Genomic DNA, 26,922 nt, shown 5'->3' on the forward strand with positions numbered 1-26,922 from the left:
GGGAAAACGGGTGCGTATATCGCCCGACCTTTTGTGGCTGGCGCGTGCGCTGCCGCCGAATACACTCGTCTCGACCAAACGGCGAAAAATCAAAACAGCCGGCGGTCACGGATGGGAAGGCTGGGATGGGCACGCGTCTTTGGTTCAAGCGTCGTTTGTGGATGACCTCGGTTTCGACGGGGCTGCTGTCGGGGCTGGTCTTTGCGGGCCCTGCCGGGGCCGCGCAGGATGATGAGACCAACGTTCAGAACCTGCCGCCGGTCGAGGTGACGGCACCGTCGCCCGCGACGACAAGGCGCAACGTGCCGTCGCGGCCGGTGACGCAAGCGGGGGCATCGTCGTCGAGCCGCCCCAAGACACGCATCTACGTCTACCCGACCGCGCCGGGCACCGGCAGGGGCCTCGATGTCGACAAGGTTCCTTCCGCGATCAACGCCGTCGATGCCAACCAGATCAGGCGGACCGGCTCGCTCAACGTCACCGACGCGCTGCGCGACAACATCGCCGGCGTCAACATCACCGAAGTCACCGGCAATCCGTTTCAGCCGGATGTCGAATTCCGCGGCTTCGTCGCCTCGCCGGTGACAGGCACGCCGCAAGGCCTTGCCGTGTACCAGAACGGCGTCCGCATCAACGAAGCCTTCTCGGACGCCGTCAACTGGGACCTGATCCCGACCGCCGCGATCAGGTCGGTGACGCTGGTGACCAACAACCCCGCCTTCGGCCTCAATGCGCTGGGCGGCGCGCTCAACCTGCAAATGAAGGACGGCTTCACCTATCAGGGCGCAGAGCTCGACGTCATGGGCGGCTCGTTCGGCCGCATCCAGGGCGCGGCGCAATGGGGCAAGCAGGTCGACCAGAATTACGGCGTCTACGCCGCGCTCGAAGGCCTGCACGACAACGGCTTCCGCAACTTCTCGCAATCAACCGTGCGGCGCTTCTACGGCGATGTCGGCTACAAGGCCGGCGACAGCGAATTCCACGCCAACATGGGGGTGGCCAAGAACGATTTCGGCGCCAGCGCCACCGTTCCGGCCGAGCTGCTCGACAAATATTGGGGCGCGACTTACACGACGCCGCAGACCACCTCGAACCGCGTCGGCTATCTGAACCTCACCGGCAAGGTCGATGCGACGCCGACCTGGACGCTCGAAGGCACCGCCCATGTGCGCCGGTACGAGCAGAAGCTGGTCGATGGCAACCCGACCGACGTGCAGGAGTGCGCCATCGCGGGGCTCTTGTGCTTCGGCGACGATACGACGCCGGCGAATGGCACGAACGGCGTGCAGCTTGCCAATCCGTTTCCTTCGGGGACGATCCTCGGCGAGATCGACCGCAGCTCGATACGGTCGACCACCTTCGGCGTGTCGGGGCAGGCCACCAACACCGATCAGCTGCTCGGGCACGACAACCGCTTCGTGGTGGGCGCAACCTATGACGCCAGCGTCACGCGCTACAACGCCACCGCCGAGATCGGTTCGATCGGAGAAAACTACGTCGTCAGCGGCAGTGGCGTCTTCCTGGGACCGACAGGCTCACCAGCCCCCGTCGCTGGTCCCGTCTCGCTGCGGACCGTCAACCAATATAACGGCCTCTACGCGATGGACACGTTCAACATCACCGATGCCTTCGCCGTCACCGGCGGCGGCCGCTTCAACGTGGCGCGCATCACGCTGGAAGATCAGCTCGGCACCGCTCTCAACGGCGATCACACCTTCACCCGCTTCAATCCGGTGATCGGCGGCACCTACAAGATCACGCCCGAGCTGACCGCCTATGCCGGCTATTCCGAGGCCAACCGCGTGCCGACGCCGCTCGAGCTCGGCTGCGCCGATCCGGTCCGTCCCTGTCTGATCGCGGCGTTCCTCGTCTCCGACCCGCCGTTGAAGCAGGTCGTGTCCAAGACCGTGGAAGCGGGCCTGCGCGGCAGCAAGGAGCTGAACATCGGCACGCTCGGATGGAAGATCGGCGGCTTCCGCGCCACCAACTATGACGACATCGTCGCCGTTCCTGCGGTCGGACGCACCGGCTTCGGCTACTTCTCCAATGTCGGCCGTACCAGGCGGCAGGGCCTCGAGGCCGAGGTCAACATCAAGTCGCCCACTCTGCAATTCCAGGCGAGCTATGCTTTCGTCGACGCTCGCTTCCTCGACGCGCTCGAACTCGGTTCGGAGAGCCCGTTCAGGGATCCTGTGACCGAGACCATCCACGTCTCGCCCGGCAACCAGATCCCTGCGATCCCGCGCCACCGCGTCAAGCTGGGCGTCGACTATGCGGTGACCGACGTCTGGAAGGTCGGCGGCAACGCGCTGTTCGTCTCCAGCCAGTATCTCGTCGGCGACGAGTCCAACCAATACACGAAGCTGCCATCCTATACGGTGTTCAATCTCCACACCTCGTACCAGGTCACCAAGAACGTCCAGCTCTACGGCAAGGTCGACAACATCTTCGACAAGCGTTACGCGACCTACGGACAGTTCTTCGATCGCGGAGCCTTGCCCAACTTCACCAATGGCGGCAACGATTTCACCGACCCGCGCTCGCTGAGCCCGGCAAGGCCGCGCGCGTTTTATGCGGGAATGCGGGTGACGTTCTGAGCTCGGCGCGGCGAAGCGGATCTACCTGTCGCCCAGCCTTGTCATGGGGTGGCGGCACCGGCCCGTTCTACCTTAGGCCGATTGACACAATGTTCATGATTTGTTCTTATGTTGGCCGTCCAGCCAAGGAGCCAGCCATGGACAACCGCATCAATGAAATCCGCAGAGTCATCAGAGCGTTACGTGTCAGCATGCGCGAGGCCGAAGCGATCATGCATGAACAGATCAACCGGGACGAGGACTGCACTTTCGTGGCCCACGAGGTCATGAAGATGCGCACGGTGATGAGCGGGCTCGTCCAGGAGCGGGCCGCGCTCGGTGACACCGACCCGATTGTCGTCGCCAGCCTCTTCATTCCCCGCCGGCGGCCAACGCCGCCGCGCGGTCATGTCGAGAAGCGCCGTCTTGTCCCGCCGCGAGAGGTGGCACAGGCATGAAGGGCGAGAGGCCGACCTACTTCTCCGACATGCAGGAGCCGCCGGAATTCCTGAAGGCGCTCGATCACGCGCGGCGCCTGTCATGTTACGAAGGCTGGTGCCGGATGCACATCGAGGCCATCCAGGTCGCGATCGATCAGTACGCGGAGGCGGCTCTCGGCAATCGGGAGTTCTTCCTCAACAAGCCGCACAGCATCGGCGGGAGTCGCAAGGCCGGCGACGTGCCGTGACATCAGAGACCGCGCCGGTAATGATTTGAGCGAACGTCGTTGGCGTTAAAGACTTTTAGCCGCCGGGCCGACGCCTTGGGGCCGGTCGGAGTTATTCCGCCAAGCCGGCCCCCTGAAGAGCCTGCCGAATCGCGATCTCGACTGGTGAATAATTGCCGTCCACCCGCTCGAGCCGGATGGGTTCCGAGGGATGCAGCGGCGGCTGGGCCATGAATCGCGGCGCCGTCCCTTGGTGGCGCTGCCCGGCGTGCACGAGGAACGGATGGCACAGGTAGACAGTGCCGGCTTCACCCGTCGCCAGCGCCTCGGGCCGCTCGGCTCCCATCCAACCCTGCGCCATTTCCGTTTGCGACATCCCAGTCTCGCCCGCTGGCGCGAGGAAGCGTGCCATGTCGATGTGTGATCCCACCCTTATCCGCGTTGGGGCGTCGCGTGGGCCGACGTCGGAGAACAGGAACAGCATCAACAGGGCGCGGCCGCGCGACCTCACATTCGCGCGCCGCTCATTCGGATCGCCGCCATCGGGGGAAAAGCTTGTATCGATGTGCCAACCGTCGTCTCCGGGCTCATCCGGATGGGGGAAGCGTACGACAAACGTGCCCCCGAAGCCCAGCGAGCCCAGGCGCCAGCGGCCCTCGCCGACGATCTGATCGAACGCGGCGTGCAGCACCGGCGTGCGCTCCGCCTTCAGGAACGGCGCGTCCTTGTAGCCGGAAAGCCGGATGACCGGTTTCGTCCAGGTCGCCTGATTGTGGGGATCGCAGCCAGTATCGCGCCACAGGATGGTGCGGGCCTCGTCGGCAAGCTCGCGCGGAAACGCCCGGTCGACGCGGACGAATCCGTCGCGAATGAATTGCTGTATCTGTTCATCGCTGAGTGCGCGCATCGACTCATATTCATCAGCAGGCATGAATATCCTCATATCGTTATAGGCCGGTCACCTGTCGCCGCGTGATGCGACGTTGGGGGCGGCTCATCGGTCCAGGAATGTGGGATGGGCGGCCAGGCAGTTGCCCAACACGCTCTTGTCTTCCACCCGCTCGAAGCAGGCGCCGCTGTTAGCGGCTGAGGAAGAAGACCGAGACGATATCGGATGTGCGGATCATCATGATGTTTTAGCGTAGCACAGATAGGTTTGAAGGATCAAAAAACGGCATGAGGCCAGCGGTGCAAGACTCAAAGACAAGAGTCCGCATCTGGCCGCTTGGCTGACGCCGCGTCGCACCTGGGCGACGTCGGCTTTTTGACCCGTGGCAAAGCCGCACCCGGGCCAACTCCGCTTTTCCAAGCCAAATCTTGACGTCGCGTCGCCCTTAACCGATCGGAAACCATGGCAAATGATCCGAAAATTTTAATGAAACTGTTCGGCTGTCTTCGCGTCGGTGTGCTGGAGGGCCCGTCTGATGACAGAGCACCAGTTGAAAGAACAGGAATCCCGGATCGCGCGTTATCGGCATCTGGAACGGGAAGTGACCGACCCGCTTGCCGCGTGTCTGCTTCATAGCATCATCGAGGACCTTGAAGCCGAGCTGCGCAGGGACCGACCGGATTGGCACGGGCCGCGCGATTAACGCTTTCTTAGCGCTAATGGTGCGGATTGTTTGCGGGGGAATACCAGGGAGACGCCTCCCATGCTGAAGGATGGCACCTACACGGCGTGGTACAAGACGCCCCTCGATCAGGGGACCGGGATCGTCCATGTCGCCGACGGCCAGATCTGGGGCCGCGACAGCCTGATGACCTATCACGGCTCCTGCAAGGTCGACGGCGATCGCTTCACCGCAACCGTGTTGACGAGGCGTCATACCGATGGACGTGCGACGGTCTTCGGCGTCGATGATGAACTCACGCTGGACATCGAGGGACACTGCCCCGGCAAGATCGCGACTTACACGGCGACGGCACAACAAGTGCCGGGAATGATCCTGCAGGGGACGCTCATTCTGACGGAACAGCGGCCGCCGGCACCTGAACAAGCCGGAGAGGTCCCCGCGTTCAATCCCGGCAAACTTCCAAAGCTGCCGAAGCGCTCGCGCTGATCGCAGTGGCCATCGCCGGCCCGCGGGGCGCCCGCATTATCATCGCTAAAGGGAGGACATCGCGCTCATCCGCGACCTCGGCTGCAAGGCCCACCGCTCCTCGGTGGCCTGGCCGCGGGTTCTTATGCAGGCTTGCGCGCGACGTTCTAGGACTGCGGGGTCCCGATCATCCCCTAAGGTCCTTCCGCTAGACCCGCGAGCGCCATGGCTGCTCTGAGTTCATGCACCGTCGCTGTTTCCGCGCCGGTAGCCTGGAACGCCAGAGGGGCCGGGTTCAGCGGAAGCCGCGTCACGTTGGCCGGGCCGCGCGGCGGCTCGAATATCATCGCTCGGCTTGCGCTGAATGGAATCCGATCGAGCTGCCGAATAGCGTTGCGCATTTCGCGCAATCCGGCATTCAGAGGCATGGCGAGGGGCCGCTGATCGGATCGGACGCCAAGTGCGCGGGCTGCATCCGGCAACCCGGCCCCGGTCTGCCATGGATGGCCGATGGGCTGCGCAGTATCCTTCAGAATTTGGAACAGCCGTTCGACCCGGTGGCCATCCTTTGCGGCGAAGCTGCCCTTGAAGTCGGCGTGGTCGGCGAGGATCAAGGCTGCAAGCGCGGCGACGTAAGCCGCTGCAAGCGAGGTGCCGTCGCAGACCGCGTAGCCGTCCGGCGACTGGCAGGCAATGACCGCAACACCGGGCGCGCACAGGTCGAGTTCGGACCCGCGGCAGGAAAACGGCGGTACAAACAACCCACCCGCCGCCGCAGTGGCGGCTGCGGCCTGCGCCGCCTGGAGACTGTCTTCCGGGAAGCTTCCCACCTGTCCGACCGCACCGACCGCTACGACATGCGGAGAACAGGCCGGAAACAGTATGCCCTCTCCGGAGTTGCCGGCGGCAGCGATGATGCTGACGCCTTGCTGCTTGGCCATGGCAATGTGCTGCTCAACCAGCACGGAGCCGCGCTCGCAACCGACTCCGATGCACGCCACGTCGATGCCGTATTGCAGGCAATCATCGAGCGCCGCGATCAGGTCGCTGCAACGGGCATCTGGGGGTAGCTTGCAAACATGCAGCTCGCTGTCCGGGGCGTAGCCGCGGATGCCGAAATCTGCCTGTGCTGCCGCATTGATGATGCCTGCGCAAGGTGTGCCGTGGCCAGTGACGTCCTTCGACCATAAGCGATCTTCGCCACCTCTAGCATCGATACCGTGCTTGATGTGAGCCAATTGCTTGTGGCTGGTCGCCACGCCGCTGTCGATGAGCGCGATCTTGACGTCGGCTCCACGGCAGTGGTCGGGAACCTGATCGAAGCGCATCGCTTCGCCGCCCCAATCCAGCCGGCCGGGTAGCGGCAACGGTTTCAGGGTGAGGGTGTTCACCGCATCGGCCTCGATATAGGGCTGCTGTTGCCACAAGCCCCAATGGCCGGAGCGTGGGCTGACGAAAATGGCGGCGACTGTTTCCGGCACTTCGTCGCGCAGCGCAAGATCGACGTTGCCATCACGGTCCGTCCGTCCTTGAGCTGACGCCTGCCCGCCAACGAGCCGCACAATTGCCTGTTCCACAGGCGCTCCGGCTTCGCTGAGGACCCGGATCGTCACCGTCAAGTCCGGCCCGAGCGCGGTCATCGTCGTGGTCGGGATCAAAGAGGAGGTTGGCCCGGCAAAGGATGCTGCTCGCAGATGGCTGTCCGGCTCGATGATAAGGCTACCTCCCGTGGAACGGCGCAGGGCCTCGGCGGTTTCGTCAGGCATGCGCACGATCGCAATTGGCGGGCCGCTGACGCCGCGCTGGTCGTGGGTCCACAGGATGTTGCCGAACCGATTCAATTGTTCGGCCAGCGTTTGAGCACTGATGCCGGCGCCCGCTGGCGCGATCATGTATTGAGTGGTGCGCACTGGCTTGCGTCGATTGTCGCTCGAGGTCGGTCGGGCATCATCTGGACTTGTTGCCATGGCGTGGCCTCCGTTGATTTCAGTGGATAGAAGATTGCGTGCGATCGATCGAAGCCTGTCGCGGTAACGGAAGGCGGGGATCGGCTGCGCGGGCGGCTTCGATCGCGCGATAGGCGAAATAGATCAGGTTGAAGGCCTGCGGAAAATCCCGCTCGGTAAACTTGTTGGCTGCCTGGGTGACGATCGAGACGCAGTTTTCCAGGCCCGCATGCTGTGCCGCGTTGGCCTCGAGATAGGCGGAGAGCGAGCGCAGCGATTCCGCGATCATGTCTCCGATCATGTTTTCCGCAGCCTGATGATCGAGCACCGGGTTCGGCATCGGGAAGTTGCCGGGCATGGTTCGGAACGGCTGCTCGAACGGTTGCGACTGCAGGCGCAAGAGCAGCGGCATCAAATTGCTGAGCAGGCCCACGAGCTGCTGAATGTCTGAGGAGTGGCGATGTGACGCGGATGCGGCGGAGGGATTGGAATCCGACATGAGGGTTCTCCTTCGGAGGAAGCATGCGCAACGGCAGGCGCGACCGCCGCTTTTGGCGGCGGTCGCGCCTTACCGCGCGGTCAGATCATCCGCTGCTGGCCGTAGGCCTGAAGGTTACCGATGACCTGGGGTATGACGCCGATCAGCTGGCGGGTGATGTCGGCGACATCTTGCTGCGTCAGTTGTCGCTGCTGGCCAAAGCCCGTCGGACCGCCGAATGCCGCCTGGAACTGCGGCGCGCCGAACTGCGTACCCCACATCTGCGCTGGCTGAGTCTGTGTGGGATAGCCGGGACCGAATTGACCGAGGCCTCCGAATTGACCCTGACCGGGACCGCCGTGCATGGCCGAATGCTGCATTTGGGGCTGGCTTTGCAGCATTCCCATGATTTGCGGCACGATCGGCAGGATCTGCCGCACCACCTCGCTCACGTCTTGCGGACTGAGCTGCCGCGGCGCCTGGCCGTAAGCCGCATAGCCCATTCCTGCGAATGGAGTTTGAGCTTGCGCGAGAATTTGAGGCAGCGCCGGTACCAATTGCCGCACGACCTCATTCACGTCCTGTGGCGAAAGCTGGCGCTGTTGTCCGCCCCAGGGCTGCTGTTGAGGCTGCTGCTGAGGCTGCTGCTGACCCCAGCCCGTTTGCCCGCCCCAGCCGGGGCCATATCCAAACGCGCCAAAGGTCGGCTGACCGCCGAACTGTCCGTGTTGCTGTCCATAGGCCGCCTGGCCCAATCCAAGACCGCCTCCTCCATACTGTTGGCCGCCTTGCGAACCGAATGCTCCCGATCCCCATTGTTGCGGACCGAATTGGCCGAACGGCGAACCATGCGCGAGGTTCTGTTGCAGGGTGTCGTAATAAGTCATCGCTTGGTCTCCTTGCGATGGTGGTGCCCTCAGCCCAAAATCCTGCCAAGAATCCTGCCAAGAATCCTGCAAACGCCGGTCGCATGCACGACCCCTTCGCTGGCAATAGCGGTCTGTCACGCCGGTGCGACGGCGTTGGAGCTTCAAGTTCGAATGCTTGGCACGGAAGTCTCAGCCGCAGGCAATGTCGCCCGCCTGGGAGGCGCGAGATGCGTCCCCTCAAGGTGACAAGCCGACGGTGAGGTGTTTTAGAGCGGCAAAATCATTGCCGTCGAAAAAGGTGGGAGCGGATTTTCCTCGCTGGCACGATGGCCAGCCATTTATCATTTATGTCTCACGTCCGCTCGAACGCTTGGCAATTACGCTGGTTTCTCCCCAGTGCTGCAATGAGCAGAGACGCGGAAAACGTACTCGCGTCGAAATAGTTTCGCGAAAGCGCGGCGATATTTTGGCGGCGATCAAACTCCGCAGAAATTTCAAGCCGCGCGGATTCTTCGTCAGCACTCTTTGCCTGGTCAGCGAGCCTTCCGATGTACGCAGATGCCCACTTGAGCGAGTGCTTAATAGGCGAGGTTGAGCAATGTGCCGACGCGCTCGGAGGTGGCGGGATGGCTGCGAAGCAAGCGCATCGGATCATGCACGAATGCGGACGTGCGGCTTGGTGCGGACCCGGTGTGATGGCGCTCCAGCTTGTCGAGTGCGGCGATCAGCGCTCGCGAGTCGCCGGTCAGTTCGAGCGCCGTTGCATCTGCATCCAGTTCGCGAACTCGCGACAGAGCAAGTCCAAGGAGCTGGCCGAGAGCTGGTGCTGCGCTCAGCAGCATCGCCAATGGCCGGCTTGATGTCATGCCACCGTGATGATGGCCGGTTCGCAGCAACGCGAGACCAGCGAGCGAGGTCCAATCGATCGCGCGTCGCAACGCTGTCGCCCAGCCCATCGTCCAGGCATCATTGTTGCGGATATGAGCGACTTCATGGGCCAATATCCCGGCAACTTCGTCGCGCGTCATGCCGCGTAGCAGGCCTTCGGTTAACACGATGGCACTGCGTTCCGGTCCGCCGAGCGCATAGGCATTCATGTCGCGCGGTGCCGGCAGACAATAGAGATCCGGTAATCGCACCAGCCCGGCCCTGCTGCAAACTTTTGTCAGAACGGCGAACAGGTCCGGCACCTCCGCAGGGGACAGCAGGCGGGCGCCGAACCAGCGATACACGTTCTCGCGCGAGATGACCGTTTCGTCGGGACGGGGCGTGCTTCCCAACAGCGCCCGCTGCATGCCCTCGGCTCCGCCGACGCTCCAGCCGCAGACGGCGAGCAGCAATGTCATGGCAAGGATCGCCAATTGAGATGATTGATGGTTCACAGTCTGATGGGCGTGCCGCCGATGCCGTAACCGCCACTGGTCTCTCGAGCTCGGCTCGATACGGCATCGTAGGAAGAGGCCTGCCTCTCCCGACGGCCAATGGATCTCCACGGCGACGGCAGGGCCGCACCGTAAAACGCGCAGCATCTCCCGCGGCGCATGGCGCACCAGAGCGAACGAAACGCTCGGCGTGAGGTCGGCAGCGACATCTTGGCCGTGCCGATCACCACGCAACGCCATCGGGCTTACGCCAGCGTGAATCACCCTTGTCCCCTCGTGCGCGTTCAAAGCAAAAGTTACGGATCTCCCGGTGCCATGTCATGCGAGTTTCATGCCGTGAACACAGGAAATCCCGGTATCCACACGGGGGCGTCCGATTCACTTCGGTGTGAACCGTCTAGATGAGACCTCGGGAACCGGGTTCCATTCAAGCTAAACAATGGTTTGGTTCGATAATGCCTTATCGGCGCTCCACGTCGGGGACGACAGATGTGAGCGTCGGTTGCAGTCGTGACAACCAGGGACACTGCTTCTCAAATCGGCCGGAACTCGTCATTGTGCCGGTCCGAAACCAAGAGAAGCGGAGCAGCATCAATGTCGGACAAGGTCTCGCGTCGCCAGTTCGCGAAAATCGCGGGGCTGTCCGCAGCCGGAATGACAGGGCCGCTCGAGCTCGCGGACGGCAAGCCGGCCGCAATGCAGCGCAGCGGAAACGGCTTTCCCGTCGGCTTTGTCTGGGGCACGGCGACCTCGTCCTATCAGGTCGAGGGCGCGGTCAACGAGGACGGGCGAGGGGCCTCGATCTGGGACAGGTTCGTCCGCATCCCCGGCAAGATCGAGGACGGCTCGACCGGCGATCGCGCCAAACCACGCGAAGCGTCATGTCGGCGCTGCGCGGCAAGCTGCAAGGATCAGGAGATGCTGAAGAGTAGGCCCAATCTGGCGCGAGACCGTCCGTCCCTCACTCCACCTTCACCCGCTCGAGCGGCGCGGCCGCCACACTCGTCTGCCCCCGGCCTTTGGCCGGGCTCACGTGGTGTCGTCGCTGCACAAGATACTGATCGGCGAGCACGCCGATCAGAATCACCGCGCCCATCACTGCGAAGTTCAGAGAGCTCGGGATTCCCAGCAGATTGACCAGGTTCTGCAGCACCTGGAGCAGCACGGTGCCGAGCACGACGCCGACGATCGAGCCTTCGCCGCCGCGCAAGGAGCAGCCGCCGAGCACGGCCGCGGCGATGGCATAGAGCTCGTAGAACGAGCCGTGCACGGCCGGCGAGATCGAGCGGGTGTACATCGCGAACAGGATCGCGGCAAACGCGGTCAGCCCGCCGCAGATGACATAGGCCGAAATCATCACGCGCCCGGAACGGATGCCGGAATAGCGCGCGGCCTCCTCGTTCTTGCCGACGGCGTAGAGATAGCGGCCGAACACCGAGCGATGGAGCAGCACCCAAGCGATAGCGGCGACGACGATCAGCGCCACCACGCTGTGCGGCAGCGGAAAGCCGAGCACGTTGGTGCGGCCCGCGGTCAGCCATTCCAGCGTCGGGAAGCTGGCACCGAAGCCGAAGCCGGCGGTCGCGTCCTCGGTGTAATAGCGCGCCGCGCCGCGATAGATCAAAAGTCCGCACAGCGTCACCACGAACGGCTGGATGTGCATCCGCGTCACCAGCGCGCCGTGCACGAGGCCGATCACGAGCCCGGCGGCGATGACCGCCGCAAAGGCGAGGATCCAGTTGACGTCGTGATTGACGATGAGGTCGATGAAGAGAACGCCGAGCAGTGCGATCACCGATCCGACCGAGAGCTCGATCCCGCCGATGATGATGACGAAGGCTTCCGCGATCGAGAAGATGCCAAACATCCCGACCTGGTTCAGTGTGTTGGAGAGATTGCCGACGTAGAGGAAACGCGGATTGATGAAGGCCACGACCGCGCCGACCACCAGGATCAGGACCAGCAGGCTCAGATCTTTCTTGTTCAAGGCACCCTCGTCTCAAACCGCGTGGCCGACGGCCAACTGAAGCACATTGTGCTCGCTGAACTGGCTGCGATCAAGGAAACCCGAGATCGCACCCTCGTGCATGACGGCAATCCGGTCGCTGACGCCGATCACCTCTTCCATGTCGCTCGAAATCATCAGGATCGCGACGCCGGCGTCGGTCAGCCGGCGCAGCATCTCGTAGATCTCCTGCTTGGCGCCGACGTCGACGCCGCGCGTCGGCTCGTCGAAGATCAGCACCTTGGGCCGCATCGACAGCCATTTGGCCAGCACGACCTTCTGCTGATTGCCGCCGGACAACGAGCCAACGGTGGTGTCAACGTCTGGCGCGCGGATCTTGAGCTGCTCGCGCTGGGCTCGCGCGTTCTTCGTCTCCTGCGCGGTGTTGACCAGGAAGAAGCGCAGATAGGACGACAGATCCGGCAGCGAGATGTTCTCGGCGATCGACACGTCGAGCAGGAGCCCGCAGGCCTTGCGGTCCTCCGGGATCAGATAGATGCCGTGGTCGATCGCCGCGCGCGGGGTTGTCACGCGGATGGCTTCGCCGTTCAGCTTGATCGCACCGCCCCGGAGCGGATCGACGCCAAAAACGGCGCGCGCAAGCTCGGTTCGGCCGGAGCCGACGAGACCGGCCAGTCCCAGGATCTCGCCGCGGCGAACCGACAGGCTCACCGCGCGCTCCGGATAGGTGTCGGTGACGGCCTCGACGATGTCGAGCACGGCCTCGCCGGGCGGAGCGGCCGGCGGCACGTAGAGCGATTTGAGGTCACGCCCGATCATTAGTCGGATCATCGCCGCGGGCGACAGCTCGGCGCGGGTCAGCGCGCCGACCATGCGCCCGTCGCGCAACACCACCGCGCGGTCGGCGCATTGCATCACTTCGTTGAGGCGATGGGTGATGAAGATGATGCTGACGCCGTCGGCTTTCAGGGCCGCGATCACCCGCATCAGCCGGTCGGTCTCGGAAAGAGTCAGACTTGATGTCGGCTCGTCCATGATCACAAGGCGCGCATCGAGCGACAGCGCCTTCATGATCTCGACGAGCTGGCGTTGGGCCAGCGACAGCTCGGCGAGCGGCGCGTCCGGCGCGAAATCGGCCCCCAGGCGGTCCAGCAGCGGCTGAGTCCTGGCGTAGAGCGTCTTGCGGTCGATCAGCCGCAGCGGCCCGCCATGCACGGGCTCACGGCCGATGAACACGTTGCCGGCGACGTCGAGATTGTCGAACAGGTTGAGTTCCTGATGGACGAAAGCGATACCCGCGGTGATCGCCTCCGCCACTGTGAGCGCGTTTCGCTCGGCGCCGTCGACGCGGATGCGGCCGCCGCTCGGCTCGACCACGCCGCCGAGCACCCGCATCAAGGTCGACTTGCCGGCGCCGTTCTCGCCGATCAGGGCGATCACCTCGCCAAGCGACACGGCAAGGCCGACGTGGTCGAGTGCGACCACGCCGGGATAGCTCTTGCTGATATCGATCAGTTCGAGAAACGGCTCAGGCATTGAAGCTTGCGGCAACGCCCGCACGTCTCCTACTTCTTGAGCATCGTCTTCATCGAGCCCATGAAGTCGTCGACATTGGCTTTGTCGATGACCTTGCCGGGCACGATGATGATGCCGTTGGCGGGCACGCCGGACTTGTCGCCCTCGATGTACTTCGCCATCAGCTTCATGCCCTGATAGCCCCACTCGAACGGCTGCTGCACGACGGTGCCGGCGATGGCGCCTTCCTTTACGCCGCCCAGCGTGATCGGATCCTCGTCGAAACCGATGATCTGGATCTTGCCGAGCTTGCCGGCCTCCTTCAGCACTTCATAGATGCGCGGGGTGTTGTAGGAGTAGAAGCCGACGAGGCAGCTCACGTCGGGCATGGCGGCGAGGATGTCCTCGACGTTACGCTTGGCGCGGGTCTGATCGATCTCGTCGCCGCGAACGTCGACCAGCTCGACCTTCGAGCCCTTGATGGTCTCCTTGACGCCCTCGATGCGCTCGCGGGCGTTGTCGGCGCCGGGAAGACCGACGAAGCCGACGCATTTGCCGCCGTTCGGCAGCGCCTTGAGCATCAGCTTGCCGGCGTCCTTGCCGAGGTCGACGTTGGACGAGCCGATATAGGCGATGCGCTTCGAGTTCGGCGCGTCGCTGTCGGTGGTGAACAGCAGCGACTGCGAGGCGATCTTGTTGAGGTGCTCGACCTGGTTCTTCGGATCGACCGCGCTGACCATGATGCCGGCGGCACCGGCGGCGACGAGGTCGTCCATCATGCGCTGCTGAACGGCAGCGGCGGCCTGTTCCGGATATTTGAGCTGAAGATTGTAGTTGGGCAGTTCGCCCTGGGCCTTCTTCACGCCGGCTTCCGCGATCTTCCAGAAGTCGGACGCGCCGTTGACGACGAAGGCCAGAACCTTCTTGTCCGCCGCGACGGCCGAGCCGGTACCCAGTGCAATTGCGAAAGCAACAGATACACCTGCAACCAAGAGTCGCTTCATTACCATCCTCCCTTAGGTGGCCGGCCTTTGATGCAGGCCAACTCTGCTTGAGCGCGAAATTGAGCGCATGCCCCCTCTCCACGGTGCACGCGGAACGGCCGCCATCCGCTTCTTTTGCGGCGGTGGCCCGTCAACGGGCAATCCGCGAGGTGAAATGAGGCACGTACCTCAGCGTAGCAGAAGCCCACCACGCGTGCAAATTGAAGGCGAAATACGCGACGGGGGACCGCAGTGCTCGGCGCCGCACCGCCGACCATCGTGCAGGCAAGGGGGCGCCGCCGCATATGGTTGCATCGCAATATTTGAAGTCAGGGAATTGTCAGGGAACCCTATTCTCGACGACCCGGCATGTCGCGACACCGGCAGCGCAATTCTGCATCCTCAAGCTTCGGCGCCGGCGCTTTTCAAACCGGTTGCGTGCCGTCATTGTGCCGCCGCATCAATCATCTCGGGGCAATACCAATGTCGGACAAGGTCTCGCGTCGCCAGTTCGCGAAAATCGCGGGGCTGTCCGCTGCCGGGGTAGCAAATCCCTTAGTCGCCGACGCCAAGCCGGCGGCAGCGGCCTCGCGCGACAGCGGCTTTCCCGTCGGCTTTGTCTGGGGCACGGCGACCTCGTCCTATCAGGTCGAGGGCGCGGTCAACGAGGACGGGCGAGGGGCCTCGATCTGGGACAGGTTCGTCCGCATCCCCGGCAAAATCGAGGACGGCTCGACCGGCGATCGCGCCAACGAGCACTATCACCGCTACAAGGAGGATATCGCGCTCATCAAGGAGCTCGGCTGCAAGGCCTACCGCTTCTCGATCGCCTGGCCGCGGGTGTTTCCCGACGGCGACGGCAAGCCGAATCCTGCGGGGCTCGACTTCTACAATCGCCTCGTCGACGAGCTGCTGAAGAACGGCATCGAGCCGTGGATGACGCTCTATCACTGGGACCTGCCGCAATCGCTCCAGGACCGCTTTGGCGGTTGGCGCTCGACGGAGACCTGCAAGATCTTCGGCGACTATGCCGCCTATGTCGCCGAGCGTTTGACCGATCGCGTCAAGAACGTGTTCACGCTGAACGAGAGCGGCCGCTTCGTGCAGTTCGGCTATGGTATCGGCATCGATGCGCCCGGCGTGACGCTGCCGCAAGCAGAGGTCAACCAGGTCAGGCACAACAGCGCGCTCGCGCACGGGCTTGCGGTGCAGGCGGTGCGCGCCCATGGCCGCCGCGGCACCAGGGTCGGGCCGGCCGAGAACATCGACGTCTGCGTTCCCGCGATCGACACGCCCGAGCATGTCCGCGCCGCCGAGATCGCGCTGCGCGAGATGAACGCGGGCTATCTCAACGTCATCATGACCGGCAGCTACACCGACGCGTTCCTGAAATACGCGGGCGCCAATGCGCCGAAATACACCGACGCCGAGCTGAAGATCATCTCCTCGCCGGTCGACTTCCTCGGCCTCAACATCTACGCGCCGCAGCACTATGTGGTGCCGTCGGACCAGGGCGCCGGCTTCATGCCGCTGCCGATCCCGAAATCATTCCCGCGCATGAACTCGGACTGGCTCCGCGTCGCGCCGGAGACGATCTACTGGGTGCCGAAGCTGGCGGCAAAGATCTGGAAGACGGATGCGATCTATATCAGCGAGAACGGCACCTCCGGCGACGATGTGGTGACGCCCGACGGCAAGATCTACGACACCGACCGCATCATGTATCTGCGCAACTATCTCGTCCAGCTCCAGCGCGCCACCGCCGAAGGCGTGCCGGTGCGTGGCTATTTCCTCTGGAGCCTGATGGACAACTTCGAATGGGTGTTCGGGCTCAGCAAGCGTTTCGGGCTCTATCACGTCAATTTCGACACGCAGGTCCGCACGCCAAAGCTCAGCGCGAGCTACTACCGCAACGTGATCGCGAAGAACGCGGCGGGGGTGTAGTCGCGTCCCCCCATGCAAAGCCATCTGAGAGATCGTCATGCCCGGGCTTGTCGCGGGCATCCACGTTCTTCGTGCGGCGTAGCAAGGCGTGGATGGNNGGGACAAGCCCGGCCATGACGTCGCAGAGGCTTTCGCGCAGCGGAAAATCCGGGTGAGGGGCGCAAACGTCCCGCATTGACTCCACTCTCCCCCTTATTCAAAACCGTCCTCAACACTCATAACAAGAGGACAACGCCAATGGCAGACGCGCTGATCATCGATGCTTGCAGGACACCGCGGGGCGTCGGCAAGGCCGGCAAGGGAGCGCTCTCGGGCATTCATCCGCAGCAACTGGGCGCAACCGTGCTGCGCGCGCTCGCCGATCGCACCGGCATCAATACGGCCGACGTCGACGACATCGTCTGGGGCTGCAGCGCGCAGGTCGCAACCCAAAGCGGCGATCTCGGCCGCATGTCGGCGCTCGATGCCGGCTACGACGTGCGCGCCAGCGCGGTGACGCTCGATCGCTTCTGCGGAAGCGGCATCACCAGCGTCAACATGGCCGCAAGCTCGATCATGGCGGGCGCCGAAGACCTCGTCATCGCCGGCGGCTGCGAGATGATGTCGATGGAGGGACGTCGCGGCGGCGGTCCGATGATGATGGACTCCGGCAATCTGCGCCTGCGCGCGCGGCATCCGCAGTCGCATCAGGGCGTCTGCGCCGATGCGATCGCGACCATGGAAGGCATCACGCGGCGGGACGTCGACGCGCTCGGGCTGGAGAGCCAGAAGCGCGCCGCGCATGCGATGGCGAACGGGCACTTCAAGAAGAGCCTCGTCCCCGTTCATCGCGAGGACGGCAGCCTTGCGCTCGACCACGAAGAATATCCGCGGCCGCAGACCACGATGGAAGGCCTCAGCAGCCTGAAGCCGGCTTTCCCCGCCATTGCCGACTATGCGCTCGACGACAAGGGCACCACCTATCGCGGCCTGATCCTGCAGAAATATCCGGACCTCGACATCGACTTTGTGCACCATGCCGGCAATTCGTCCGGCGTCGTCGACGGCGCCGCCGCGATCCTGCTGGCCTCGCCCGCCTACGCCAAGGCGCATGGCCTTAAAGCCCGCGCCCGCGTGGTGGCGATGGCCAACATGGGGGACTCGCCGACCTTGATGCTGAACGCGCCGGTGCCGGCGACGCGCAAGGTGCTGGCGAAGGCGGGGCTGACCATCGACGACATCGACCTGTTCGAGATCAACGAGGCCTTCGCGGTGGTGGCTGAGAAATACATCCGCGACCTCAAGCTCGACCGCGCCAAGGTCAACGTCAATGGCGGCTCGATCGCGCTCGGCCATCCCATCGGCGCAACCGGCTCGATCCTGATCGGCACCGTGCTCGACGAGCTCGAACGGCGCGACCTCAAGCGCGGTCTCGTCACCATGTGCGCCGCCGGCGGCATGGCGCCGGCCATCGTCATCGAGCGCATCTAGCCTTCTTTCTTCACCTCTCCCCGCTTGCGGGGAGAGGTCGGATCGCCTCGGCGATGCAATCTGGCCTTATTTTCTAGGGCGAAACGCGCTCCTCCTTGCACAAAGAGGCCGGTCGTCGCTTGTCGAAAGCGGCGAATCAGCTTTAGCAAGGCTGCGTGCGGGCCTTTGAAACAAGGTAAAATCCGCTGCCAGAGGCTCTTCCCGCTCCGGAAGTAGCTAAAAAGCAGGGTTTTTTGCCACAGAGGGCCAAAAAAGCCCGTAAAATCGCGACATAACTGTGCAGAAGGCTCTAGGCCTTCGCCGGTTGGTCTAATATGCAACCGGCAACGAATCAGAGGAGACACGATGCCAGCCCAAATGTCCAAATCGCAGTTGATCGAAAAGATTGCGACCGCCACCGAGCTTTCCAAGCGCGACGTCAAGAGCGTCATGGAGACGCTGACCGACGTCGGTCACAAGGAGCTCAAGAAGAACGGCCTGTTCCTGGTGCCGGGCTTCGCCAAGTTCGTGGTCATCAAGAAGCCCGCGACCAAGGCGCGCAAGGGCACCAACCCGTTCACGGGTGAAGAGATGATGTTCAAGGCCAAGCCGGCCCGGAAGATCGTCCGCGCCCGCCCGGTCAAGGCTGCCAAGGACGCCGTGGCCTGATAAAGCAAAGGCCCCCTCGCAGGAGGGGGCCTTTTGTATTCGACGACCGCGAGGGCTGAAGCGGAGGGGCTCAGCCCTTGCGGCGCCTGACCCGGACCGGGACCGGCTGAAGCCGCGGCTCGGGTCCCGCGAGCGCATCGCGAACCCCCTCGATGGCGCGATCGAGCAGCTGGCGCAGCCGCTGCGTCTTCCGCGATCTCTTTGCTCTTTCCAGCAGTTTCTTCATCGCATTCACTCCGCCGCTTCGATCTTGGCCGCGGCCGGCTCGAGCGCTGCGGCGATGGCCTCGTCGACGCGCTCCAGCCAGATGAATTCGAGGTTGTCCCGCGCGCTCTTCGGGATGTCGTCGTAGTCCCGCTTGTTGCGCGCCGGCAGCATCACCCGCTTCAGTCCGGCGGCGGCCGCAGCCACCACCTTCTCCTTGATGCCGCCGACCGGCAGCACCAGGCCGCGCAGCGAGATCTCGCCGGTCATGGCGGTGTCGCTGCGCACCGTGCGGTTGGTGAGCAGGGACGTCAGCGCCGTGAACATCGCAACCCCCGCGCTCGGCCCGTCCTTCGGGGTTGCGCCCGCCGGGACGTGAACGTGGATGTCGCTCTTCTCGAACAGCTGTGGATCGATGCCGAGCTGGCTGGCCTTGCTCTTCACCAGGGTCATCGCAGCCTGCACGCTCTCGCGCATGACGTCGCCGAGCTGGCCGGTCAGGATCATCCCGCCGCGGCCGGGCACGCGCGAGGCCTCGATGAACAGGATGTCGCCGCCGACCGGCGTCCAGGCAAGGCCGGTGGCCACGCCCGGAATGCTGGTGCGCTGCGCGATCTCGCCCTCGAAGCGCGGTTGGCCGAGCATGGTGGCGATGTCCTTGGGCGTCACCACGACCTTGGCAGCCGTGCCCTCGGCGATTTGCACCGCGGCATGGCGGAACACCTTGCCGATCTCGCGCTCGAGATTGCGCACGCCCGCTTCGCGGGTGTAGCCCTTGACAACCAGCTTCAGCGCCTCCGGTTCGATCTCGGCCTGCTCGGCCGTCAGGCCGTTGGCCTCGAGCTGACGCCGCACCAGATAGCGCCGCGCGATCTCCAGCTTCTCCTCCTCGGTGTAGCCGGCGAGGCTGATCAGCTCCATGCGATCCAGCAGCGGACCCGGAATCTGGTCCAGCATGTTGGCGGTCGCGATGAACACCACGCGCGACAGGTCGAACGGCACCGCCAGGTAATTGTCCCGGAACGTCCCGTTCTGCTCGAGGTCGAGCACCTCCAGCATCGCAGCGGAAGGATCGCCCTGCACGCCACGGCCCATCTTGTCGATCTCGTCCAGCATCATGACGCAGTTCCGCGTGCCGGCCTTCTTGATGCCCTGGATGATGTTGCCGGGCAGCGCGCCGATATAGGTGCGCCGGTGGCCGCGGATCTCGGCCTCGTCATGCACGCCGCCGAGGCTGACGCGCACGAAGGGGCGATCCATCGCGCGTGCGATGGACTGGCCGAGCGAGGTCTTGCCGACGCCGGGCGGGCCGACGAAGCACAGGATCGGCGCCTTGCCCTGCGGGGCGAGCTTGCGCACCGCCAGATATTCGATGATCCGGCTCTTGATCTTCTCCAGGCCGAAATGATCGGCATCCAGGATGCGGCGCGCTTCCTTGATGTCGATCGGCTTCTCCGCGGGCAGCGCCCAGGGCAGCTCGATCAGCCAGTCGAGGTAGGTGCGGACCATGCCGGACTCACCGGCAGCCTCCGGCATGCGCTCGTAGCGGCGCAGCTCCTTCTTGGCGTGCGCTTCCGCTTCGGGCGGCATGCTGGCCTTGGCGATGGCAGCCGTCAGCTCGGCGACCTCGGCCGCCTTGCCGTCGCCTTCGCCGAGCTGGCGCTGGATGGTCGCCATCTGCTCGCGCAGGATCGCCTCACGCTGCCGCTCGTCGAAGCTGGCGCGGGTCTTCTGGCCGATCTCGTTGGAGATGCGCAGCACCTCCAGCCGCTCGGCCAGATGCTTCGACACCTTCTCGACCCGCAAGGCGAGATCGATGGTCTCCAGCACCTCCTGCTTGTCCTGCGGCTTGATGTCCATGAACGAGGTCGCCAGGTCCGCCAGCGCGCCGGGCGCGGTGGTGCCCTGGAACATCGCGGCCAGCTCGGGCGGCGCCTGCGGCAGCAGCTCGATCGCCTCGATCGCCTGGCGCTGCAGGTTCAGCGCGCGCGCCTCGATCTCGGGCGAGCTCGTGGTCGGCTCGGGGATCTGCTGGAAGCGCGTGGCCAGGAACGGCGTCCCCGGCAGGAAGTCGAGGATACGCGCGCGCTGCACGCCCTGGCAGACGATGTGATGGGTGCCGTCGGGCGCGGTGATGTAGCGCACGATGTTGGCGATGGTCGCGACCCGGTAGAGATCGTCCGGCCCGGGCTCCTCGATCTCGGGGCTGCGCTGCAGGACGATGCCGACCGGCCGCTGCTCGCGCAGCGCCTGCTGCGCGGCGGCGATGGACTTCGGCCGCGCGATCGCGATCGGCGCGATGGCGCCGGGGAACAGCACCATCTCGCGCACGGGGATGATGATCAGCGCGTCGTCGGGGATCTTCACGTCGGTATTGTTTTGGGAATTGGTCTGGGCGGTATTCATCTGTTCGGTGGCCATGATCGACCTCAGGATTTGGCGAGGCGCAGTGCGACGCAGCCGTCCATCACGAAGCGGCTGATGGCGTAGCGGCCAAGGGGCAATGCAATGCGGCGCTCAAAACGCCCCTGCGGCAGCTCGAGCCGGTGGATGCGGGCGTTGCGAAGCTCCGGCGGAAGCGTGCGCTGGCCGGAGATCACGAGCGCGCCGTCATGGATCACCGTCTCGACATTGTCGGGATTGACGCCGGGAAGCGCCACCAGGATCAGGAGCTCATGGTCGGTTTCGAGCACGTCGATCGGCGGCTCCCAGCAGGCTTCCTGGCGGCCGAACTGCTGCCGCAGCCGGTCGGCGCGGGTCAGCGAGTCCAGGGCTTCGGACAGCATCCAGTCGAGGGGATTTTTGGGTTGCATGGCAAGACTCGGGAAAGGCGCTGCGTTTGGAAGACCAGCATATGGGGACGGTTCCCCGGAATTCCAGCATCGCGCGTTTGGAGCATGCCTGTCCCCTCGAACCCGAGGAGGCCCTTGCAATCAGACGCCACGACGCCGCGGAGATGTTCCGCGGCGTCGAAGGCAACAGTTGGGCGCGGCGCGCAGATCAGGCGGCGGCGCGGTATTCTCCTTCCGCTTCGAGGTTGATCACGGAGGTGGCGAGCTCGGTCAGGGTGTGATCGGTCGCCTCTTCCTCGTCGAGCGTCGCCTGGAGCAGCCTGGCGGCGTCCGGCATGCCGAGCTCCGCGGCCCAGGTGCGCAATGTGCCGTAGCGGGATATCTCGTAGTGCTCGACGGCTTGCGCCGCCGCGAGCAGGCCGGCGTCGAGGGCGGGGGCGTTCTTGAAATCCTTCATGATCCCCGCGCCCTCGTCGGTGATGCCGTTGATCGCCTCGCAGGGCTTGCCGCGCGCGGGCTTGCCCAGCATCTTGAAGATCTGGTCAAGGCGTTTGACCTGGCCCTGCGTCTCGCGCAGATGCTTGTTGAAGGCGGCGGAGAGCTGCTTGGAGTGAGCCGCCTTCGCCATCTTGGGCAACGTCTTGATGATCTTGTTCTCGGCGTAATAGATGTCCTTCAGCGTCTCCAGGAACAGGTCGCTCAACATCTTCGGCGCCTGACGCGGGCGGCGCGCCGCGGTCGTTTTCGCGTTCGCACGTTTCTTCGTTCGTTTTGCCATAATCCCTCCTCTCGAGGTGACACGGGAAGGCGATGCCCTCCTCAATCCTCGCGCGACCAAGACTCTGGGAGGGCAAATGTTCCTCGCGAAGGTCGCCTCGAGCCGTTATGGATTCCGGCTGCACCTCGCGTGAGACCTACCCGCATGCTCGACTTCGCCCTGTCCGCCTTCGTGACGCTGCTGCTGGTGGTCGATCCCGTCGGCCTTGCGCCGGCTTTCCTCGCCGCGACCGGGGGCATGCCCAACACGGTCAAGCGAACGATCGCGCTGCGCGCGCCGCTGATCGCGGCCTCGATCCTGGTGGTGATCGCGCTGGTCGGAAACTGGCTGCTGCGGCAGCTCGGGATCGGCATTCCCGCGTTCCAGATCGCCGGCGGGCTGCTGCTGTTCGGCGTCTCGTACCAGATGATCTTCGGCGACCGCCCGCATCGCGAGGCCCGCGAGGCCGACAAGGCGACCTCGGAGCACGCGTCCGATGTCGCGGTGTTTCCGCTGGCCATCCCCATGATGGCCGGTCCCGGCGCGATCGCGACCACGCTGCTGTTGACGGGCAATGCCGGCTACGGGGCGAGGCTCGCCATCATCATCGCGATCGTCCTCGCGGTGTGCCTGCTCTGCATGCTGTGCTTTCTCTCCGCGAGCCTGATCGCCCGCACCCTCGGGCGCACCGGAAATGCGGTGCTGTCGCGCGTGCTCGGCATGCTGCTCGCCGCCTATTCCGTGCAGTTCGTGATCAACGGCATCGCGGCCGTCCGGGCGAGCCTACCGTAGGATTTCGACGATCCGTTAATCCGTTGATTCCACGGTCTATTTCGTGGAGCTGTGGGCCGGCCGGCGAGACGACGGGCGATCCGGTCGCTTTCGCTTGCGCTGCCATATTGCTTTGACGTACTTCCGGTCTGACAAACGCCCATCGCCAAGAAGCCGAGAAGAAATCGAGATGTCGATGACAGCGGACGAGCCCGCCAAGAGACAGGCCATCATCGACGCCTGCCGCCGCATGAATGCGCTCGGCATCAACCAGGGCACCTCGGGCAATATCAGCGTCCGGCATGTGGACGGGCTGCTGGTCACGCCGACCAGCGTGCCCTATGAGGCCATGACGCCCGACCAGATCGTGTTCATGGCGATGGACGGCTCGCACGCGCCCGATCAGAAGCCGTCCAGCGAGTGGCGCTTCCATCGCGACATCCTGAAGGCCCGGCCCGACGTCAACGCCGTGGTCCATGCCCATCCGACCTATTGCACCATCCTGGCGATCATGGGCATGGAGATCCCGCCCGTGCACTACATGATCGCGGCCGCAGGCGGCGACAGCATCCGCTGCGCGCCCTATGCCACCTTCGGAACGGAGGAACTGTCCGAACACGCGGTGCGGGCGCTGGAGGGGCGGCTTGCCTGCCTGCTCGACCATCACGGCATGATCGCGATCGGCAAGACGCTGGACAAGGCGATGTGGCTCGCCGTCGAGGTCGAGACCCTGGCGCGGCAATATCACGGCTGTCTCCAGATCGGGAAACCGCCGCTGCTCTCGAGCGCCGAGATCGAGCGGGTTCGCCAGCGCATGGCCGGCTACGGCATGTCGGAAGGGTAGGGCGAGCAGAAGGTGTTCGTGCGGATCAGACATCTCGTTGATCGCAAGGGATCGAACCGCGTCATGGTTCGCCTGCGCGCGCTCTTGCGCAGCAACGAATTCTACCTGATCCCGCTCGCGCTGGTGATCGGCACGCTGGCCGGCGCCATCGTGACGCTGATGGCCGAGATCGCGCAGATTGCCCATATGCTCATCTACGGCATTCCCGTCGACGTCCGCCTGTCCGCCAACGCCTGGGTCAGTCCCTGGGCGGCGCTGATCGCGCCTGCGCTCGGCGGATTGGCGCTCGGCATCATGGAATGGTCGCGGCGGCGGATGAAGATCTCCAGCGCGGTCGACCCGATCGAGGCCAATGCGCTGCGCGGCGGCAATCTGTCGATGCGCGACAGCCTGGTGGTGTCGAGCCAGACGCTGATCTCCAACGGCTGCGGCGCCTCGGTCGGCCTCGAGGCCGGCTATACCCAGATCGGCTCCGGCATCGCCTCGCTGCTCGGCAAGTTCTTCAATCTGCGCCGCAACGATCTGCGCCTGATGGTCGGCTGCGGCGCGGCCGCCGCGATCGCTGCAGCGTTCGGCGCGCCGATCACCGGCGCCTTCTACGCCTGCGAGCTGATCGTCGGTGTCTATTCGGTCAGCAGCGCCGCCCCGATACTGGCGGCCTCGCTTGCCGGCGCCCTGACTGCGCAATGGCTTGGCGGCGCGCCGTACTCCATCGAAATACCGAAGGTCAGCGCCGTCGGCGTCGAGCAGTACCTGGCCCTGATCGGTCTCGCCCTCATCACCAGCGGCGTCGGCATCGCCGTGATGCGGTCGTCTTCGATGTTCGAGCGCCTGTTTGCCTGGCTGCCGGTCTGGCTGCGCCCGGTGATTGGCGGCCTCATCGTCGGCAGCTTTGCCATCGTCACGCCGCAGGTGCTGGCGGCCGGCCACGGTGCCATGGTGCTCGACCTCTTTCACGACATGACGATCGGCCTGATCGCGATCATCATCGCTTTGAAGCTGACGGCCTGCCTGATCTCGCTCGCCTCGGGCTTCCGCGGCGGTCTGTTCTTTGCCTCGTTGTTCGTCGGCAGCCTGATCGGAAAGTTCTTCGCCGCAATCCTTTTGCTCATCAGCCCGGAATTCGTGATTGATCCGCTGGTCGCGATGCTGACGGGCATGGCGACGCTCGGCGTCGCCATCGTCGGCGGCCCGCTGACCATGTCGTTCCTCGTGCTCGAGATGACCCGCAATGTCGACGTCACCGCCGTCGTGCTCGCCGGTTGCATCGTCACCTCGATCTGCGTCCGCTTCATGTTCGGCCATTCGTTCTCGACCTGGCGCCTGCATCTGCGCGGCGAGACCATCCGCAGCGCCAACGACGTCGGCTGGCTGCGTAATCTCACCGTCGAGCGCCTGATGCGCTCCGACGTCGGCAAGGTCCCGTCGACCACGACGATCGCTGCCGTCCGCCGCGAATTCGCGCTGGGCTCGCGGCCCGGAATCGTCATCGTCAACAATGCGGATGAATATGTCGGCCTCGTCCTGCTGCCCGATCTGTTCTCCAGCGACCTCGACACCATCGCCGACGACATCCAGGTGATCGAACTCGCTCGTCTGATCGATATCGTGCTGATCCCGGAAATGAACGTGAAGTCGGCGATGGCGGTGTTCGACGAGGCGGAAGCCGAGATGCTGGCGGTGGTCGATTCCACCGACAGCCGCAAGGTGGTCGGCTTCCTCACCGAGAACTTCGCCCGCCGCCGCTATGTCGAGGAGATCGACAAGGCGACGCGCGGGGTGCTGGGGGCGCTGTCGTAAAGCGCGATGCCAGGCGCTTTTCCGGTTCACTGAGACGGAGAAGCGACCACGCACGCCACGATCCGTCGGACCAGTGGCAGCACCATCAGCAGTGTTGGAAAGGCGACCAGCCATGACAGCGCCCAGGCGCCCGGCCAGGTCGCGAGGAAGGCCGGCGTCGCGCCGAGGCTTCGCAGCGTCGAAATGACCGACACCACGGCCGTCATGAGGATGGACAGCACAAAAGGCATTACGATCGGCGCATAGCGCGCCGGCAGTTTGCGAACCGCAATCATCTGATTTCTCTTACGGAAAAGGACGCGTCAGTCACGTTGAACCCTGCAAATGGCATCGATCCCGACGGCGTCGGTTGATGCGTTGGTTCACGTGAAACGCTTACGGCGACCGAAAAACGGCGCGGCTGTTCATTATCCGCTCAGGTTGAGTGGTTCAAGCTGCATCTGGTCGTTCGGTTTACAATCGTTCAAAGCGTGGCAGATTGCCGCGATCACGAACCATTTCAGCGGTTTGCGCATTATATATCGTTTGCATAGGTCAATTTGGGCGAGGGCAGAGGAAGGTCAAAACAAAATGAGTGATGGACCGATGAATTCCGCGGCTGGCCGCAGCATTGTAATGGCCGCGGTCGCCAGCCTGGCACTGGTCGCAACCTCTGCATCGCCCTCGGCTGCGGCGTCCGCGGGACCGGCCAAAGCGGTGTCCGCAAAGGTCGTCACGGCGGGTCAGGCTGCCTCCGACGTCACCGATTTCAGCGCAGCCCGACGTCGCTACTATCGACGCGGCTCGAACGCTGCGGGCCTTGCCGTCATGGGTGCCGCGGCGGGCATCATCGGCGGGGTGATCGCCGAGCAGCGGCGCCGCGAGTACTATGAGGACAACTATTACTATGGTCAGCGTCCTTATTACGGCGGCCCGGGCTATTACGGCGGCGGTCCCTATTACGGGCCGCGCGGCTATTATCAGCCGTATTAGTCGGCTGTTTTCGCCATGGCTGTTTCGTCGTAGCCCGGGTGAGCGCAGCGATACCCGGGACCGCTCTAGCTTGTGGCAAGACCCCGGATGTCGCTTCGCTCATCCGGGCTACAGCTACGAGATCTTGCCCGACGGGCAAAACACCTGCGAAGCTGTCAACCCGCGCGCCTAAAAATATTCCGCTTTACCGAAATTCGGATTTGTCGTATGTGTCGCCCATCCCGGCTCATCCTTGAGGGGCGATCATGTGGTCGTCATTTTCGCGAGCCGGGCTTGCGGTGGACGCGGCAGCGTCGGGC

The 26,922-nt window shown here is 64.2% G+C and carries 25 protein-coding genes and 2 pseudogenes; 14 read left to right on the forward strand and 13 right to left on the reverse strand.

What is annotated here, in order from left to right; genetic code table 11:
• The first annotated feature begins 125 nt into the window (after positions 1–125).
• The 3 genes from A3M7_RS0125680 to A3M7_RS49865 all read left to right on the forward strand — a co-directional run bounded on the left by A3M7_RS0125680 (position 126) and on the right by A3M7_RS49865 (position 3,264).
• A complete protein-coding gene (locus A3M7_RS0125680) occupies positions 126–2,597 on the forward strand; it encodes a TonB-dependent receptor (protein ID WP_027546490.1) in 2,472 nt (823 codons plus the stop codon).
• 137 nt (positions 2,598–2,734) lie between these two features.
• Positions 2,735–3,034, forward strand: coding sequence for a hypothetical protein (locus A3M7_RS49860; protein ID WP_027546491.1), 300 nt, complete (start codon positions 2,735–2,737; stop codon positions 3,032–3,034).
• Positions 3,031–3,264 carry a hypothetical protein gene (locus A3M7_RS49865; protein ID WP_027546492.1) on the forward strand — a complete coding sequence of 78 codons (234 nt, stop codon included), beginning with the start codon at positions 3,031–3,033 and terminating at the stop codon, positions 3,262–3,264. Before A3M7_RS49860 ends, A3M7_RS49865 begins: the two co-directional genes overlap by 4 nt.
• 91 nt (positions 3,265–3,355) lie before the next feature.
• On the opposite strand, the gene A3M7_RS0125695 is transcribed toward A3M7_RS49865, so the two are convergent.
• The gene (locus tag A3M7_RS0125695) at positions 3,356–4,174 is read right to left on the reverse strand and encodes a phytanoyl-CoA dioxygenase family protein (RefSeq protein ID WP_027546493.1); all 819 of its coding nucleotides are present in this window, start codon (positions 4,172–4,174) and stop codon (positions 3,356–3,358) included.
• A 493-nt stretch (positions 4,175–4,667) separates the two neighbouring features.
• Between A3M7_RS0125695 and A3M7_RS49870 the strand changes: the two genes are divergently transcribed.
• From A3M7_RS49870 to A3M7_RS51315, 3 genes and pseudogenes are all read left to right on the forward strand, one after another.
• On the forward strand, positions 4,668–4,835 hold the full coding sequence (locus A3M7_RS49870) for a hypothetical protein (protein ID WP_177234646.1): 168 nt from the start codon (positions 4,668–4,670) through the stop codon (positions 4,833–4,835).
• Positions 4,836–4,895: 60 nt separating this feature from the next.
• Positions 4,896–5,303, forward strand: coding sequence for a hypothetical protein (locus tag A3M7_RS0125705; RefSeq protein WP_027546494.1), 408 nt, complete (start codon positions 4,896–4,898; stop codon positions 5,301–5,303).
• 34 nt (positions 5,304–5,337) lie between these two features.
• Positions 5,338–5,424, forward strand: a pseudogene (locus tag A3M7_RS51315) (family 1 glycosylhydrolase); the annotation flags it as partial.
• Between the two features lie 52 nt (positions 5,425–5,476).
• On the opposite strand, the gene A3M7_RS44930 reads toward A3M7_RS51315, so the two are convergent.
• The 4 genes from A3M7_RS44930 to A3M7_RS44935 form a co-directional block, all read right to left on the reverse strand.
• On the reverse strand, positions 5,477–7,249 hold the full coding sequence (locus A3M7_RS44930; protein ID WP_084302511.1) for a S8 family serine peptidase: 1,773 nt from the start codon (positions 7,247–7,249) through the stop codon (positions 5,477–5,479).
• 19 nt (positions 7,250–7,268) lie between these two features.
• Entirely contained in the window at positions 7,269–7,727 is a 459-nt protein-coding gene (locus tag A3M7_RS0125715; protein WP_027546495.1) for a hypothetical protein, read from the reverse strand.
• Positions 7,728–7,807: 80 nt separating this feature from the next.
• On the reverse strand, positions 7,808–8,593 hold the full coding sequence (locus tag A3M7_RS48865; RefSeq protein ID WP_156936978.1) for a hypothetical protein: 786 nt from the start codon (positions 8,591–8,593) through the stop codon (positions 7,808–7,810).
• 560 nt (positions 8,594–9,153) lie between these two features.
• A complete protein-coding gene (locus A3M7_RS44935) occupies positions 9,154–9,921 on the reverse strand; it encodes a M48 family metalloprotease (RefSeq protein ID WP_198033812.1) in 768 nt (255 codons plus the stop codon).
• Positions 9,922–10,551: 630 nt separating this feature from the next.
• Between A3M7_RS44935 and A3M7_RS47160 the strand changes: the two are divergent.
• Positions 10,552–10,821 (forward strand): annotated as a pseudogene (locus A3M7_RS47160) (family 1 glycosylhydrolase); the annotation flags it as partial.
• 97 nt (positions 10,822–10,918) lie between these two features.
• Here A3M7_RS47160 and A3M7_RS0125735 read toward each other — a convergent pair.
• Genes A3M7_RS0125735 through A3M7_RS0125745 form a run of 3 tightly spaced genes read right to left on the reverse strand, consistent with a single transcriptional unit; the run spans position 10,919 to position 14,442 of the window.
• Positions 10,919–11,944, reverse strand: a complete 1,026-nt coding sequence (locus A3M7_RS0125735) for an ABC transporter permease (RefSeq protein WP_027546498.1) — start codon at positions 11,942–11,944, stop codon at positions 10,919–10,921.
• 12 nt (positions 11,945–11,956) lie between these two features.
• The gene (locus A3M7_RS0125740) at positions 11,957–13,459 is read right to left on the reverse strand and encodes a sugar ABC transporter ATP-binding protein (RefSeq protein ID WP_027546499.1); all 1,503 of its coding nucleotides are present in this window, start codon (positions 13,457–13,459) and stop codon (positions 11,957–11,959) included.
• A 29-nt stretch (positions 13,460–13,488) separates the two neighbouring features.
• On the reverse strand, positions 13,489–14,442 hold the full coding sequence (locus A3M7_RS0125745) for a sugar-binding protein (protein ID WP_027546500.1): 954 nt from the start codon (positions 14,440–14,442) through the stop codon (positions 13,489–13,491).
• A gap of 462 nt (positions 14,443–14,904) precedes the next feature.
• Between A3M7_RS0125745 and A3M7_RS0125750 the strand changes: the two genes are divergently transcribed.
• The 3 genes from A3M7_RS0125750 (at position 14,905) to A3M7_RS0125760 (ending at position 18,483) form a co-directional block, all read left to right on the forward strand.
• On the forward strand, positions 14,905–16,365 hold the full coding sequence (locus A3M7_RS0125750) for a GH1 family beta-glucosidase (RefSeq protein WP_027546501.1): 1,461 nt from the start codon (positions 14,905–14,907) through the stop codon (positions 16,363–16,365).
• Positions 16,366–16,602: 237 nt separating this feature from the next.
• The gene (locus tag A3M7_RS0125755) at positions 16,603–17,835 is read left to right on the forward strand and encodes an acetyl-CoA C-acetyltransferase (protein ID WP_027546502.1); all 1,233 of its coding nucleotides are present in this window, start codon (positions 16,603–16,605) and stop codon (positions 17,833–17,835) included.
• Positions 17,836–18,180: 345 nt separating this feature from the next.
• On the forward strand, positions 18,181–18,483 hold the full coding sequence (locus A3M7_RS0125760; RefSeq protein WP_008139488.1) for an HU family DNA-binding protein: 303 nt from the start codon (positions 18,181–18,183) through the stop codon (positions 18,481–18,483).
• 70 nt (positions 18,484–18,553) lie between these two features.
• Here the strand turns inward: A3M7_RS0125760 and A3M7_RS49875 are convergent, their stop codons facing one another.
• The 4 genes from A3M7_RS49875 to A3M7_RS0125780 form a co-directional block, all read right to left on the reverse strand.
• Complete coding sequence (locus A3M7_RS49875; RefSeq protein ID WP_198033813.1) at positions 18,554–18,709, reverse strand: hypothetical protein; 156 nt, start codon at positions 18,707–18,709, stop codon at positions 18,554–18,556.
• A 5-nt stretch (positions 18,710–18,714) separates the two neighbouring features.
• A complete protein-coding gene (gene lon / locus A3M7_RS0125770; protein WP_027546503.1) occupies positions 18,715–21,108 on the reverse strand; it encodes an endopeptidase La in 2,394 nt (797 codons plus the stop codon).
• An 8-nt stretch (positions 21,109–21,116) separates the two neighbouring features.
• The gene (locus A3M7_RS0125775) at positions 21,117–21,500 is read right to left on the reverse strand and encodes an Hsp20/alpha crystallin family protein (RefSeq protein WP_027546504.1); all 384 of its coding nucleotides are present in this window, start codon (positions 21,498–21,500) and stop codon (positions 21,117–21,119) included.
• A 187-nt stretch (positions 21,501–21,687) separates the two neighbouring features.
• Complete coding sequence (locus A3M7_RS0125780) at positions 21,688–22,257, reverse strand: ferritin-like domain-containing protein (RefSeq protein WP_027546505.1); 570 nt, start codon at positions 22,255–22,257, stop codon at positions 21,688–21,690.
• A 144-nt stretch (positions 22,258–22,401) separates the two neighbouring features.
• On the opposite strand from A3M7_RS0125780, the gene A3M7_RS0125785 reads away from it, so the two are divergent.
• From A3M7_RS0125785 to A3M7_RS0125795, 3 genes are all read left to right on the forward strand, one after another.
• The gene (locus tag A3M7_RS0125785; RefSeq protein WP_027546506.1) at positions 22,402–23,028 is read left to right on the forward strand and encodes a MarC family protein; all 627 of its coding nucleotides are present in this window, start codon (positions 22,402–22,404) and stop codon (positions 23,026–23,028) included.
• 169 nt (positions 23,029–23,197) lie between these two features.
• The gene (locus A3M7_RS0125790) at positions 23,198–23,851 is read left to right on the forward strand and encodes an L-fuculose-phosphate aldolase (protein WP_198033814.1); all 654 of its coding nucleotides are present in this window, start codon (positions 23,198–23,200) and stop codon (positions 23,849–23,851) included.
• A 12-nt stretch (positions 23,852–23,863) separates the two neighbouring features.
• Positions 23,864–25,651, forward strand: a complete 1,788-nt coding sequence (locus A3M7_RS0125795; protein WP_027546508.1) for a chloride channel protein — start codon at positions 23,864–23,866, stop codon at positions 25,649–25,651.
• A 26-nt stretch (positions 25,652–25,677) separates the two neighbouring features.
• Here A3M7_RS0125795 and A3M7_RS0125800 read toward each other — a convergent pair whose 3' ends face one another.
• Positions 25,678–25,926, reverse strand: a complete 249-nt coding sequence (locus A3M7_RS0125800; RefSeq protein ID WP_027546509.1) for a DUF2798 domain-containing protein — start codon at positions 25,924–25,926, stop codon at positions 25,678–25,680.
• A gap of 295 nt (positions 25,927–26,221) precedes the next feature.
• Here A3M7_RS0125800 and A3M7_RS0125805 point away from each other — a divergent pair, with 295 nt between their 5' ends.
• Entirely contained in the window at positions 26,222–26,623 is a 402-nt protein-coding gene (locus tag A3M7_RS0125805; protein WP_027546510.1) for a hypothetical protein, read from the forward strand.
• Positions 26,624–26,922: the final 299 nt, after the last annotated feature.

This window comes from Bradyrhizobium sp. WSM2254, assembly GCF_000472645.1.
In the GTDB taxonomy this organism is placed as follows: domain Bacteria; phylum Pseudomonadota; class Alphaproteobacteria; order Rhizobiales; family Xanthobacteraceae; genus Bradyrhizobium; species Bradyrhizobium niftali.

Coding starts and splice junctions, on each gene's coding strand:
- A3M7_RS0125680 (WP_027546490.1), top strand. CDS start 126: ATGGGCACGCGTCTTTGGTTCAAGCGTCGTTTGTGGATGACCTCGGTT.
- A3M7_RS49860 (WP_027546491.1), top strand. CDS start 2,735: ATGGACAACCGCATCAATGAAATCCGCAGAGTCATCAGAGCGTTACGT.
- A3M7_RS49865 (WP_027546492.1), top strand. CDS start 3,031: ATGAAGGGCGAGAGGCCGACCTACTTCTCCGACATGCAGGAGCCGCCG.
- A3M7_RS0125695 (WP_027546493.1), bottom strand. CDS start 4,174: ATGCCTGCTGATGAATATGAGTCGATGCGCGCACTCAGCGATGAACAG.
- A3M7_RS49870 (WP_177234646.1), top strand. CDS start 4,668: ATGACAGAGCACCAGTTGAAAGAACAGGAATCCCGGATCGCGCGTTAT.
- A3M7_RS0125705 (WP_027546494.1), top strand. CDS start 4,896: ATGCTGAAGGATGGCACCTACACGGCGTGGTACAAGACGCCCCTCGAT.
- A3M7_RS44930 (WP_084302511.1), bottom strand. CDS start 7,249: ATGGCAACAAGTCCAGATGATGCCCGACCGACCTCGAGCGACAATCGA.
- A3M7_RS0125715 (WP_027546495.1), bottom strand. CDS start 7,727: ATGTCGGATTCCAATCCCTCCGCCGCATCCGCGTCACATCGCCACTCC.
- A3M7_RS48865 (WP_156936978.1), bottom strand. CDS start 8,593: ATGACTTATTACGACACCCTGCAACAGAACCTCGCGCATGGTTCGCCG.
- A3M7_RS44935 (WP_198033812.1), bottom strand. CDS start 9,921: ATGACATTGCTGCTCGCCGTCTGCGGCTGGAGCGTCGGCGGAGCCGAG.
- A3M7_RS0125740 (WP_027546499.1), bottom strand. CDS start 13,459: ATGCCTGAGCCGTTTCTCGAACTGATCGATATCAGCAAGAGCTATCCC.
- A3M7_RS0125745 (WP_027546500.1), bottom strand. CDS start 14,442: ATGAAGCGACTCTTGGTTGCAGGTGTATCTGTTGCTTTCGCAATTGCA.
- A3M7_RS0125750 (WP_027546501.1), top strand. CDS start 14,905: ATGTCGGACAAGGTCTCGCGTCGCCAGTTCGCGAAAATCGCGGGGCTG.
- A3M7_RS0125755 (WP_027546502.1), top strand. CDS start 16,603: ATGGCAGACGCGCTGATCATCGATGCTTGCAGGACACCGCGGGGCGTC.
- A3M7_RS0125760 (WP_008139488.1), top strand. CDS start 18,181: ATGCCAGCCCAAATGTCCAAATCGCAGTTGATCGAAAAGATTGCGACC.
- A3M7_RS49875 (WP_198033813.1), bottom strand. CDS start 18,709: ATGAAGAAACTGCTGGAAAGAGCAAAGAGATCGCGGAAGACGCAGCGG.
- lon (WP_027546503.1), bottom strand. CDS start 21,108: ATGGCCACCGAACAGATGAATACCGCCCAGACCAATTCCCAAAACAAT.
- A3M7_RS0125775 (WP_027546504.1), bottom strand. CDS start 21,500: ATGCAACCCAAAAATCCCCTCGACTGGATGCTGTCCGAAGCCCTGGAC.
- A3M7_RS0125780 (WP_027546505.1), bottom strand. CDS start 22,257: ATGGCAAAACGAACGAAGAAACGTGCGAACGCGAAAACGACCGCGGCG.
- A3M7_RS0125785 (WP_027546506.1), top strand. CDS start 22,402: ATGCTCGACTTCGCCCTGTCCGCCTTCGTGACGCTGCTGCTGGTGGTC.
- A3M7_RS0125790 (WP_198033814.1), top strand. CDS start 23,198: ATGTCGATGACAGCGGACGAGCCCGCCAAGAGACAGGCCATCATCGAC.
- A3M7_RS0125800 (WP_027546509.1), bottom strand. CDS start 25,926: ATGATTGCGGTTCGCAAACTGCCGGCGCGCTATGCGCCGATCGTAATG.
- A3M7_RS0125805 (WP_027546510.1), top strand. CDS start 26,222: ATGAGTGATGGACCGATGAATTCCGCGGCTGGCCGCAGCATTGTAATG.